Below are 12,134 nucleotides of genomic sequence, written 5' to 3'. Positions count from 1 at the left end.
GATGCGGATGGGTTTCATGCCGAAGTTCGCTCCACGTCCCTTATTGATTGGTGATGTCAGTTCACTAGTATTAGGCGGCAACATTTGGAATGCATAGCGAAGCCTTCTCACTAGCCGTCAAGGCAGGCTCACCAGTGATGGCCCACCCCATTCCGCCCCTGCCAAGCTTGCGGGCGTTCGAGGCGACCGGGCGGCTCCTGAGCTTCCGCAAGGCGGCGGAGGAACTGTCGATCACCCGGTCGGCGGTCAGCCACCAGATCCACGCGCTGGAAGAGGCGCTTAGCGTGCGTCTCCTCGAGCGCAGCACGCGCGGGGTCTCGCTCACGCCGGCGGGCCAAGCCTTCCTTCCGGAAATCCAGGCCGCGCTGGGCCGCCTCGCCACGGCCATAGCGGACCTTCGGCGCCCGTCGCCCAACGAGCCCCTGACGATCAGCCTGCTCCCCACATTTGCCGTCCGGTGGCTGATCCCACGCCTTGGCGCGTTCAGACGCCGGTACCCGGATATCGAGGTGCGCCTGGACGCCAGTCTCGAGGTGGCCAAGTTCGCGGGCTCCGACGTCGACCTGGCGATCCGCTACGGGCGCGGCGATTGGCCGGGGCTGCATAGCGAGCGTCTCATCGCGGAGTCCCTGATCCTGGTCTGCAGCCCGGGGCTTCTACAGGGCCCGGTCCCACTCAAAGAACCGTCGGATTTGGCGCACCATGTGCTCTTGCATAACAGCTCTCACCCCGAGGATTGGTCGCTATGGTTGAGGGCGGCCGCGGTCACGGGCGTTGATTTGGATCGCGGTCCGAGCTTCGCCTATGCGGAGCTGCTGCTTCGCGCCGCTGCGGAGGGGCTCGGCGTAGCTCTGGTTCCCAGCCATCTGGCGGAAGGAGATCTCGCCACCGGCAGCTTGGTGGCGCCTTTCGATTTTACCTATGACAGCGGCTTCAGTTACTGGCTGGTTTGCCCAATCCAGGCCCTCGACGATCGCCGTGTCGCGGCCTTTAGGGAATGGTTGCTCGGCGAGATCGATGGCCGCGCGATGCCGTCCTAACGGCGTGCATCTGCATGAGGCGCGATGGCCAGCAGATCGCGGAGAGCGGACCGCGGCTTCACGAGGTCGCCCAACGTATACTCATCGAGAACCTTCATGAAAGCGTCGCGCGCACGCTCCAGTGCACGGCGCAACACGCAGCGCGGCAGCACGGCGCAGTCGGCATCGATAGGCTCGAGGCACATCACGATCGCGAAATCCGGTTCCGTATAACGGACCACATCGCCAAGCCCGATCTCCTCGGCGGGTTTTGCCAGCCGCAAGCCGCCACGGCGTCCGCGCACGGTCTCGATGTAGCCGCCGACGCCCAGCTGGTGGGTGACCTTCATGAGATGGTTCTTGGAGATGCCGTAGCTGTCTGCGATCTCCTCGATGGTCGCCAGCCCGTCGTCCTTCAGAGCCAGATACATCAAGAGCCGCAATGCGTAGTCGGTGTAGACGGTCAAGCGCATGAGGTCTCTCCGGGTCAAGGCGCGGCGCAAGCCTTGCGGCACCCTAACATATATCAGCGGTCCATGTTTCTCCCTAGCCGAAGAGAAGCGGATTACAGTGCCAGCCGTCGGACTTCGTAAATCGTGGGCATGTCTAGAGTTGGCTCCATCGCCGTCGAGCGAACGTCTTAGGTCGGCCAGCCGGCCATTGCCAGGCTCTGAAAAACCGGTTGATTCCCGGGGGTCTCAGATCGCCCAGGCGTTATCTGGCGTTAACTATCAGAATGTTCAGTCTTGACTGAACGAACAAGATAGATCATATCTCCAGCCATGGAACACGACACCGAACAGGCGATCTCCGAATTCGTCGAGCGCATGGGTCTGATCACCCAGCCGACGGCCTGCCGCGCATTGCTGGCCGCATTATGGGCTTGATGATCGTGCATGGGGGGCCGTTCGGTTTCACCGAATTGGCTGAACGCTTGAGTGTAAGCCGGGCCAGCATCAGCACGAACACGCGGCTGCTGGAAGACCTGGGCGTTCTCGAGCGCACGGCCGTACCCGGCGACCGGCAGGACTATTTCAGGCTGAGCCGCCAGCCTTATGCGCGGATGTGAGGGGAATCGTCGAGCGGATGCGCCGTGCGCGCGAGGTGGTAGGGGGCGCGCAAGAGGCGCTTCCAGACGATCTGGTTGGTGCGCAAGAGCGGCTCGCGGAACTCGATGCTTTCTACGAGGCGCTAATCGAAAGTTTCGTGACTGTCATCGAAGAGTGGGACAAGAAGCGGGCGAGCTTGGCTCCCCAAAGACGGGAAGGCGCGACGCAACCTGCTTGAACGCGACGCCGTAGGAGTTAGGTCTGTGAACAAGTCATATGTCATTGCTGCGCTCTTGACCCTCGGCATCGCCGCATGGGTGCTCGGCGGCTATGCCATGAAGTCGGCGGGCAAAGAGACCCCCGATGAACCCGCTGTCGCCAAGGCCGTCGCGCCGGTGACCGTGTCGGTGCGCACCCAAGAGGCCAAGCCGGTCGAGCAGTTCATCGTGGCCCGGGGCAGCCGAGCCGAACCGGACGGTGACGATCCGCGCCGAGACCAAAGGCCAGATCTCCGAAATACTTGCGGACGAGGGCGCCAGCGTCGCTGCCGGCGACGTCATCGTCAGGCTTGAAGCCAACGACCGCAAGGCAATGCTTCTGCGCGCCGAGGCGCGCGTCCGCGAGCAGCAGAGCGCCTACGAAGCCTCCGAGTCTCTCGGCAAGAAGGGCTATCAGACGCAACGCCAGGCGGATCAAATCTTTTCCTCGCTACAGACCGCCAGGGCTGAGCTGGAGGAGGCGCGCATCGAGCTCGAGCGTATCGAGATCAAGGCGCCCTTCGAAGGTGTCGTGCTGTCGAGCCCCATGGAGCTCGGCGCCTATGTCGATGTGAACGGCGAGGTGGCGACCATTGTCGACAACGATCCCTTGGTGGTCAGCATTAGGATTCCGCAGCAGGATGTCTCCGCCCTGAAGCTCGGCCAGCCCGCGAACGTGACTTTCGCCACCGGTCAGCAGCGCGACGGCAAGATCCGCTATATCGCGGCGCGGGCCGATGAAGACACGCGCACGTTCCGCGTCGAGGTCGAGATGCCCAACCCGAACGGCGAGATTCCTTCGGGCATCAGCGCCGAGGCCAAGGTGCCGACCGGAACCGTCATGGCACATTTCGTTTCGCCGGCGGCTCTGTCGCTCAACGACGAAGGCAAGCTTGGCATCAAGACGGTCGACGAACACAACAAGGTCACCTTTCATACGGCATCCATCGTGTTGTCGGATGTCGACGGCGCCTGGATCACGGGCCTGCCGCCCCAGGCGCGCATCATCACCCTCGGCCATGGTTTCGTTCAGATCGGCGAAGAGGTCCAGGTCGCCGAGGAGCAAGGCCAAGCCGACCCTGACGGGTCGCGGGAAGCGGCAGCTCTTCTTTCCACGGGAAGCGTCGAAGAGCCGACGTCCAGACGATGAATGCCCTGATCGACGCTGCCTTTACGCGCACCCGCACGGTGGCGCTGGCTTTCGTCATGATCATCGTGATGGGGACGGTCGCCTATATCTCGATCCCCAAGGAGTCCGAGCCGGACATCCCGATCCCCGTGATTTACGTCTCGATGACCTATGAGGGCATTTCGCCCGAAGATTCCGAGCGATTGCTCGTCCGCCCGATGGAGAAAGAGCTTCAGTCCATCGAGGGCATCAAGGAGATGCGCGCCGTCAGCGCGGAAGGCTACGGCTCGGTCACGCTCGAATTCGATGCGGGTTTCGACCCCAATCAGGCGCTCCAGGACGTGCGCGAGAAGGTGGACATCGCCAAGGCCGAGCTGCCGCCCGAAACCGACGAGCCGCGCGTCCATGAGGTGAACGTAGCGCTGTTCCCGGTGCTGACCGTCGGCCTGTCCGGCAACGTGCCGGAGCGCACCTTGGTCAATATCGCCCGCGACCTGCAGGACAAGATCGAAGGCCTCAGTGGCGTGCTCGAGGTCGATATCGGCGGCGACAGGGAGGAGCTGCTGGAGATCATCGTCGATCCCATGGTGCTCGAAACCTACAATGTGTCGTTTGCCGACGTCTGACTACGATCCAGCGCAACAACCGGCTGGTGGCCGCGGGCGCGCTGGAAACCGCGGCAGGCCGCATGGTGCTGAAGGTGCCGGGCGTCATCGAGGAGGTCAACGATGTGCTCAACCTCCCCGTCAAGGTTTCCGGCAACACCGTGGTCAAGTTCAGTGATGTTGCCTCCGTGCGCCGGACCTACAAGGATCCGCAAGGGTTTGCCCGGGTCGGCGGAACGCCCGCGCTGGCCCTCGAGGTCAAGAAGCGCGTCGGCTCGAATATTATTGAGACCATCGAAAGCGTCCGCGAGGTCGTAACGGCGGAGCAGGCAAACTGGCCCGCCGGCGTCAACGTGACCTTCATGCAGGACAAGTCCGAGAATATCCGCGACATGCTCGGCGACCTCCAGAACAACGTGATAGCGGCAATCGTTCTGGTGATGATCGTCATCGTCGCGGCCATGGGCGTGCGGCCGGCCATTCTCGTTGGGCTCGCTATCCCCGGATCGTTCCTCGCCGGCATCCTGGTCATCTACGGGATGGGCCTCACGCTGAACATCGTCGTCCTGTTCAGCCTCATCCTCGTGGTCGGCATGCTGGTGGACGGCGCCATCGTCACCGTGGAGCTGGCCGACCGCAAAATGGCCGAAGGCAAGGACCGCAAAGTCGCGTATGCCGAGGCGGCCAAGCGCATGGCCTGGCCCATCATCGCCTCGACGGCCACGACGCTGGTCGTTTTCCTGCCGTTGCTGTTCTGGCCGGGCGTCGTCGGCGAGTTCATGAAGTTTCTGCCGATCACGGTTCTCGTGACGCTGGCGGCGTCGTTGGCTATGGCGCTGGTCTTCATCCCGGTGCTCGGCGGTATCATCGGCCGCGCCAACAAAGATGACGGCAAGTTGCTCGCGGCGATCAAAGCCGCCGAGGATGGCGATCTCGACTCCATAAAGGGCCCGGCGGGGCTCTATCTCGGCACGCTGAAACGCCTGCTCGCGCATCCGGCGAAAATCCTTGCCGTCGCCGTGGTGTTTCTGATTGGGACCTATGTGGCGTTCGGCATGTTCGGCCGGGGCGTAGAGTTCTTTCCGGATGTCGAGCCCGACCTGGCGCAAGTTCAGGTACGGGCCCGTGGCGATCTATCGGTCCTGGAGATGGACGCCGTGGTGCGCAAGGTCGAGAGCAGAATTTTGGCGCTGCCCTATTTCGAGGCGGTGTATGCGCGGACAATGGGATCCGGGGCAAGGCCGTCGCAGACCGAAGCGCCCGAGGACGTGATCGGCATCATCCAGTTCGAGTTCACCAACTGGCGCACCAGGCCGCCTGCGTCGAAGATCCTACAAGAGGTTCGCGAGCTGACCGCCGATATTCCCGGCGTGATCCTGGAAGTCCGCAAGCAGGAGGGCGGACCGTCAGCGGGGAAACCGGTCGAGCTACAGGTAAGCTCCCGCGCGCCGGAAAAAATGCCGGAGACCGTCGAGCAGCTGCGGCGGATGATGCAGCAAATCGGCGGCTTCGTTGATGCGCAGGATAGCCGGCCGCTGCCAGGCATCGAGTGGCGGCTCAAGGTCGACCGGGAAAGGGCGGCCCGCAACGGCGCCGATGTCGCCGTGCTCGGCGATGCGGTCACCATGTTGACCAACGGCATCAAAGTCGCGGAATACCGGCCCGACGATGCCGACGAGGAGGTCGACATCCGCCTGCGCTTCCCGCTTGCCGAACGCAATCTGGAGCAGCTCAACCGGCTGCGCGTGCCGACTGCAAAGGGGCAAGTTCCGATCGGCAACTTCGTCAGCTTCGAGCCGGCGCCGAAGACCGGCAATCTGAACCGCACCGATAGCCGTCGTGTCATCACCATCCAGGCCGACGTCGCCGAAGGTCTGTTGGTCGACGATCAGGTCCGCAAGCTGAAGGCGGCGGTGGCCGAGGCCGATTTCGACCCGGCGGTGACCGTGCGCTTCAAAGGGCAGGACGAGGATCAGCGCGAGGCGGGTAATTTCCTTCTCAACGCCTTCGTCATCGCCATCTTTGCCATGACCGTAATCCTGCTGACCCAGTTCAACAGTTTCTATCAAACCGGACTTGTGCTGAGCGCGATCATCTTTTCGACCGCTGGCGTCATGTTGGGCCTGCTGGTCACTGGTCAGCCTTTCGGCATTGTCATGGGCGGTATCGGCGTCATCGCGCTGGCCGGCATCGTCGTGAACAACAACATCATTCTGATCGACACGTATAATGACATGAAGGCGCAAGGGTTGCCGCCCAAGGAGGCCATCCTGCGCACCGCCGCCCAGCGCATGCGCCCGGTCCTGCTGACTTCCATCACCACGGTTCTCGGTCTCATGCCGATGGTGTTCAGCCTCAGCATCGACATTATCGGTCAGGATGTCTCGATCGGCGCACCGTCCACGCAATGGTGGACGCAGCTTTCCAGCGCCATCGCCGGCGGGCTGACATTCGCCACCGTGCTGACGCTCGTGCTCACGCCTTGCCTCCTCATGATGGGGGACAACGCGTCGGCATGGTTGCAGCGGCGCGCCAGCGTTGGGCGGAGCGATCCGGCCATGGCGCCCGGCCGCAGGCGGCAGAATGATAGGCGCCACGTCTTAAGACCGACCGGTCTTTTCGTAAGTCTCGCGGAGGCGCTGCCGCAGCAGTTTGCCATTCGCGCTCTTGGGCAGCGTCTCGACGCGGGCATAAATGCGCGGGCATTTGTAGCGGGCGATGCGGCCGGCGACGAAATCTTCCAGCACGTGCGTATCGATCCGATCTTCCGAGACATAAAACGCGGCGATGACCGTGGTATCGGCCTTGACCGTCACTTCCGCGGCGGCGCTTTCCAGGATCGCGGGATGGGCGTTCAGCGCAGCTTCGACCTCGATGGGCGAGACCCGCACGCCGCCCGCGTTCATCATGTCGTCGCTTCGGCCGAGATAGGTGAGCGCGCCGTCTTGGCCCATGCGCACATGATCGCCGGTCAGGAACCATTCGCCCTGGAAGCGCTGGGCCGTTTCTTCTTCGGCGTCCCAATAGCCCAGCATCAGCCCAGGGTCGCGCTTCGAGACGCCGAGAATGCCCGGCGCGTCCAAGCCGGCAGGTCCATCGTCGCCGAGCACCGCCACGCGGCGCCCCTCTTGCGGATAGCCCAACGTGCCGGGCGGGGCAGGATGGTTGGGCGAACCGGACACGAAGGTCGAGCACTCCGACATGCCGAACGCTTCGTAGACCGGCGTGCAGGTTGCGGCCTCCCAGGCCGCGCGCGTGCCCTCCGGCAGTTTCTCGCCGGCGGACAGTCCGTGGCGCAGCGTTGTGAACGGCGGCAGCTTCGTTCTGAGGAGCCGGCGGTAGAGGCCAGGGGCCGCGGCGAAGATGCTCGCGTCGTGTTTCTGCATCAGAAGACCGAGTTGGTCCGGAGTCACCCCCTTGCCGGGGATCAGCGCCGTCGCGCCGCGCGTCCAAGGGTCAAGCAGCCCCGTCCCGAGCGTATAGGTCCAGTTGAACGCGCCGGCATGCAGCAGACGGTCGCTATCGGTGAGCCCGTACCAGCCTTCCCACATCATGCGGCGCGCCCAGATCGCGCGATGGGCATGGGTTACCGCACGCGGCTGCCCCGAAGTCCCGGATGTGTAGACGATGTAGCCGACGCGCTCCGGATCGCCCATCGCGTAAGGCGCGGGTGGAAGTGCATACATGGCCCGCATGGCCTTCGCGGTCAGGACCGGGCAGGGCGGGTTTTGAGGAAGCGCGATATCGTCCTCCGCCACGATCAGGCGCGGCGCGATGTCTTGGGCGATCTGGGCGACCTCGGGTGCGGTCAAGAGCGATGAGGTCGGCACCGGGACGATGTCGGCGGCGAGCGCGGCCAGATAGCAGATCGGGAACTCGACGCTGTTGCCGATCCGCATGAGCAGTCGGTCGCCGGGCCGCAAGCCCGCGTCGAGCAGTCCGCGCGCGGTTCCCAAGACGGCCGCTTCAAGTCTTCCGTAACTCCACTGCTCGGCACTGTCGGGGGCGATGACGCTGAGCGCGATCTTGTCGCCATGCGTTGAGGCATGCCCGAGCACGTAGGCCGCCAGATTGAAGGGCGCCGGGCAGGGCGGTGGCGGGCCGTGGTCGAAGATCGCGTGCATCGGCCGTCTGCTAAATCTTCATCGTGTCGCGCAAGCGGTACCAGGCGGCGACGAGCGGGACGGCGCGCTTGGCGATGGGGTGAAACGGAAAAGCCGGGAAGGCGAGATCGTCGAAAGCCGTCCGTCCGTCCGGGTCGCCCACGATCTGCAAGGCGATCTTGTGCCCGAAATACGTGGCGCGCGAGACGCCGGTGCCGCAATAGCCGACCGCGTAGTGGATGCCGTCCGCCATGCGCCCGAGATGCGGCAGCGCGTCGTGGGTATAGCCGATCTGTCCGTCCCAGGCGTGGGTGACGGCGATATCGCCGAGGTCCGGGAACACGGTGAGGAGATCGTGCGCCAAAATGGCGGACGCGCGGGCGCCGGACGCTCCGACTGCCCGGCCGCCCCAGACGATCCTGTTCTCGTCCGGCGACACGCGGAAATAATAGAACACGCGATTGGTATTCCCGTAGACGCGGTTCTTGGGCATCAGCCGTGCGGTCAGGTCCGCCGGAAGCTCTTCAGTCGCGATGAGACCCGAACGGATGGCGACGATCCGGCGCTTGAGCGTGTCCACGAGGTTCTCGGTATAACCGTTGGTGGCGACCAGAACGTCCCGGCATTGGATTGGCCCCGCGTCCGTCTCCAGCCGGAAGCCGCTCGCTTCGCGGGCAATTTTTCGGACGCCTGCGTTGCCGATGATCGCGCCGCCGCGGGCCTCGACCCGTTGCATCAAGCCGGAATGATAGAGCGCCGGATGAAGCGAAGCGTCGTTCGGCAGGACCGAGCCGCCGAAAAAGACCGCCGAGCCGATCTCGCTTTGCTGCTCGGATCGCGGAACCATGAAGCTTTCCACACCGGCGACACGTTTCAGGTCCTTCATGTCGGCCGCCATCGCCTCGTAGTGTTCCGGCCGCATGGCGCCGCGGAAGCGTCCGCAACGCCGGAAGTGGCAGTCGATCTTTTCGGTCTCCACGAGATGTTCGATGTAGTCGAGCATGCGCGTGCCCTCGCGCAGGAGGGCGGCCGCCTTTTCTTCGCCGCGCAACGCGATCAGGCGCTTGACGCTGAACTTCTGGTTGCCGCTGCCGATCTGGCCGCCGTTTCGGGTGCTGGCGCCGTAGCCCGGCACGCCGCGATCGAGCACCGCGACCTCGCGCCCTTTGTCGAGCAGCGTCAGCGCGGCAGAGAGGCGTAAGCCGGATCCGATGATCGCCACGTCCGCTTTAGCCGGCAGCGCCGGACCCAGCGTTTCCAGGCGCGGGGCGGCATCCCACCAATACGGCGCATAGGTCACCGAAGCCTCGTTGCCAAGATGGCCGGCAGCGAGATCGCGAAGCGTGAGGGGCGGAGCGGTCATGGGGCGGTCGAGCGCATGGCTTGGCTTGGGGCTGGCCTAGCCGGCGGGCTCCAGGATCAGCGTCGCGAGCGGCGGCAAGGTCAGGTCGAGCGAATAGGGGCGTCCATGCCACGGTTTTGGATCCGCCTCGACGGCGCCGCCATTGCCCACGCCGGAGCCGCCATAGTCCGCCGAGTCCGTATTGAGGCGCTCGACCCAGCGGCCGCCTTGCGGCACGCCGATACGATAATGCTCGCGCGGAACCGGCGTGAAGTTGGACACCACCAGAACCGGTGGGTCGTCGTCGTCGCCCAGCCGGAGGAATGAGATCACGCTCGCCTCGTTATCGGATGCGTCGACCCATTCGAAGCCGCGGCTCTCCGTGTCGAAAGCGTGCAGCGCGGGCGTCTCCCGATAGAGCCGGTTGAGATCGCCGATCAGCGCTTTTACGCCGCGATGCATGCCGTCGTCGAGCAGATGCCAGTCGAGGCTATGGTCGTGGTTCCATTCCGCCTCTTGCGCGAACTCGCCGCCCATGAACAGCAGCTTCTTGCCGGGATGGCCCCACATGAATCCGTAATAGGCACGCAGGTTCGCGAATTTCTGCCAGCGGTCTCCCGGCATCTTGCCGATCAGCGAGCCTTTGCCGTGTACCACCTCGTCGTGCGACAGCGGCAGCACGAAGTTTTCCGAGAAGGCGTAGAGCAGGCCGAAAGTCAGCTTGTCGTGGTGATACCGGCGATGGATCGGATCCTCTTGCATGTAGCTCAGCGTGTCGTGCATCCAGCCCATGTTCCATTTGAAGCCGAAGCCGAGCCCGCCGAGATAGGTGGGGCGCGACACACCTGGCCAGGCGGTCGATTCCTCGGCAATGGTCGTGGTGCCGGGCCGCTCGGCATACACAAGCTCGTTGAGCCGTTTCAGGAAGGCGATCGCTTCGAGATTCTCGTTGCCGCCGAACATGTTCGGCACCCACTCGCCCGGCTCGCGGCTGTAGTCGAGATAGAGCATGGATGCGACCGCGTCGACGCGCAGGCCGTCGATGCCGAAGCGTTCCAGCCAGAACAGCGCATTTGCCAGGAGGAAGTTCAAGACCTCGCGCCGCCCGTAATTGTAGATGAGCGTGTTCCAGTCCTTGTGGAAGCCCATGCGCGGGTCCGCATGCTCGTACAGCGCCGTGCCGTCGAAACGGGCGAGCCCGTGCGCGTCGGTCGGAAAATGCGCCGAGACCCAATCCACCAGCACGCCGATCCCCGCCGCGTGGAATCGCGAGACGAAATTGGCGAAGTCCTCCGGCGTGCCGAACCGCGAGGTCGGTGCGAACAGGCCGATGGGCTGATAACCCCAGGAGCCGTCGAACGGAAATTCGCTGACGGGCATCAACTCGATATGGGTGAAGCCGAGCTCCTGCACGTAGGGAACCAGCCGGTCGGCAAGCTCCGCGTAGCTCAAGAATCTGTTGCCGTCTCCGCGCATCCAGGAACCGAGATGCACTTCGTAGATGGAGATCGGCGCGTTGATGCTGTGCAGCTTTTCGCGCTCCGTCTGCCACGTGCCGACGGGCGTCGGGCGGCGCGGCAGGCCATGCACCACGGAGGCCGTGGCCGGCGGGCGCTCTTGGTAGAAGCCGAACGGGTCGGTCTTGAGAGGCAGGAGCTTCTTGTCCGGTCCGAGCAACTCATACTTATAGAGTTCGCCGAGTCCCAGGCCGGGAACGAAGATTTCCCACACGCCCGAATCGCCGCGGTTGCGCATGGCATGGAGGCGGCCGTCCCAGTCGTTGAACGGGCCGACCACACTGACGCGCCTGGCGTTCGGCGCCCAAACCGCGAAGCTGATGCCGTCCACGCCTTCATGCGTGATGGCATGCGCGCCCATCTTCTCGTAAAGGCGCAAATGATTGCCCTCGGCGAAGAGATGAAGATCGAGCTCACCGAGAATGGGTCCGAAGCGATAGGGGTCGTCGATCTCGACCGTCTCTCCGTCGCGGACGATGCGCAAGCGGTAGCGTTGTGAAAATCCGTCCGGCACTTCCGCGCCGAAGACGCCCGTCTTGTTCAGCCGTTCGAGCGCGACTTCCTCGCCCGTCTCGGGATCGATGGCCGTGACGGATGCCGCGCCGGGCTGGAAGACGCAAAGAGACGCGCTGGCGCGGCTGCGATGCAGCCCGAGGATCGAGAACGGGTCGCCATGCTCGCCGCGCACGAGCGCTTCAAGGCTCGCACGGCTCGGGATCCAATGATCTGCGCGTTTCTCGGCGGGGAGAGTCAAGAGTCTACCATCGATGGAAGTTGGGGGCTGAAAGGCAAACCGTTGAGCAAGTCTAACGTTCCGTCGCGGAAAGTGAAAGTCGGGCACATGTGAGGGGCAGGCACGATCATCGAGAATGTCAAGCCCAGCGGCCCGCGGCGGCCCGATCGGCGAACCAGAGAACCTCGCCCACCGGTCGGATATGAGCAGCCGGAAAGCTGTCATCGCCCGACAGGATCTTGTCGAGGATCTCGCGCTTTCCCTCGCCGGACACCAGGAACGCGACCACGTGGCTGGAATCGAGTGCGGGATAAGTGAGGGTCACGCGCTCCTCGGTGCGGCCCTTCGGCACCGGCGCGACCCACCGGTCGCGGACTTTG

11 protein-coding genes and 1 pseudogene are annotated in these 12,134 nt (G+C 64.1%); 7 read left to right on the top strand and 5 right to left on the bottom strand.

Features of this window, described 5'->3' with window-relative positions:
• Positions 1-137 precede the first annotated feature (137 nt).
• Entirely contained in the window at positions 138-1,040 is a 903-nt protein-coding gene (gcvA, locus tag AUC71_RS09550) for a transcriptional regulator GcvA (protein WP_069624080.1), read from the top strand.
• Here the strand turns inward: gcvA and AUC71_RS09545 are convergent.
• Entirely contained in the window at positions 1,037-1,492 is a 456-nt protein-coding gene (locus AUC71_RS09545) for an RrF2 family transcriptional regulator (protein ID WP_069624079.1), read from the bottom strand. The two genes, gcvA and AUC71_RS09545, sit on opposite strands and share 4 nt — an antisense overlap.
• Before the next feature lie 404 nt (positions 1,493-1,896).
• Between AUC71_RS09545 and AUC71_RS20280 the strand changes: the two genes are divergently transcribed.
• The 6 genes and pseudogenes from AUC71_RS20280 to AUC71_RS22685 all read left to right on the top strand — a co-directional run.
• Positions 1,897-2,088, top strand: a complete 192-nt coding sequence (locus AUC71_RS20280) for a GbsR/MarR family transcriptional regulator (RefSeq protein WP_069624078.1) — start codon at positions 1,897-1,899, stop codon at positions 2,086-2,088.
• Between the two features lie 17 nt (positions 2,089-2,105).
• Positions 2,106-2,306 carry a hypothetical protein gene (locus AUC71_RS20275; RefSeq protein ID WP_069624077.1) on the top strand — a complete coding sequence of 67 codons (201 nt, stop codon included), beginning with the start codon at positions 2,106-2,108 and terminating at the stop codon, positions 2,304-2,306.
• 25 nt (positions 2,307-2,331) lie between these two features.
• Positions 2,332-2,640 (top strand): hypothetical protein, encoded by a 309-nt coding sequence (locus AUC71_RS19460; RefSeq protein WP_158007781.1) that lies wholly within the window; start codon positions 2,332-2,334, stop codon positions 2,638-2,640.
• Positions 2,546-3,475, top strand: coding sequence for an efflux RND transporter periplasmic adaptor subunit (locus AUC71_RS09530; RefSeq protein WP_069624076.1), 930 nt, complete (start codon positions 2,546-2,548; stop codon positions 3,473-3,475). Before AUC71_RS19460 ends, AUC71_RS09530 begins: the two co-directional genes overlap by 95 nt.
• Positions 3,472-4,080: an efflux RND transporter permease subunit gene (locus AUC71_RS21960; RefSeq protein ID WP_069624075.1), complete on the top strand. Its 609-nt coding sequence runs from the start codon at positions 3,472-3,474 to the stop codon at positions 4,078-4,080. The genes AUC71_RS09530 and AUC71_RS21960 overlap by 4 nt, the downstream gene beginning before the upstream one ends.
• 26 nt (positions 4,081-4,106) lie before the next feature.
• Positions 4,107-6,494: pseudogene (locus AUC71_RS22685) on the top strand (efflux RND transporter permease subunit); the annotation flags it as partial.
• A 165-nt stretch (positions 6,495-6,659) separates the two neighbouring features.
• On the opposite strand, the gene AUC71_RS22680 reads toward AUC71_RS22685, so the two are convergent.
• From AUC71_RS22680 to AUC71_RS09505, 4 genes are all read right to left on the bottom strand, one after another.
• Positions 6,660-8,183 carry a class I adenylate-forming enzyme family protein gene (locus AUC71_RS22680; protein WP_083238242.1) on the bottom strand — a complete coding sequence of 508 codons (1,524 nt, stop codon included), beginning with the start codon at positions 8,181-8,183 and terminating at the stop codon, positions 6,660-6,662.
• Between the two features lie 10 nt (positions 8,184-8,193).
• Positions 8,194-9,525, bottom strand: a complete 1,332-nt coding sequence (locus AUC71_RS09515) for an NAD(P)/FAD-dependent oxidoreductase (protein WP_069624073.1) — start codon at positions 9,523-9,525, stop codon at positions 8,194-8,196.
• A gap of 36 nt (positions 9,526-9,561) precedes the next feature.
• Positions 9,562-11,775, bottom strand: a complete 2,214-nt coding sequence (gene glgB / locus AUC71_RS09510; RefSeq protein WP_244500880.1) for a 1,4-alpha-glucan branching protein GlgB — start codon at positions 11,773-11,775, stop codon at positions 9,562-9,564.
• Between the two features lie 118 nt (positions 11,776-11,893).
• The coding region (locus AUC71_RS09505) for a 6-phosphogluconolactonase (RefSeq protein ID WP_193427033.1) at positions 11,894-12,134 on the bottom strand (241 nt) is incomplete at its 5' end.

Source organism: Methyloceanibacter marginalis (assembly GCF_001723295.1).
Lineage (GTDB): Bacteria > Pseudomonadota > Alphaproteobacteria > Rhizobiales > Methyloligellaceae > Methyloceanibacter > Methyloceanibacter marginalis.
Note: the sequence above shows the minus strand (reverse complement) of the source record. Positions and strands in the feature narration are given on the sequence as shown.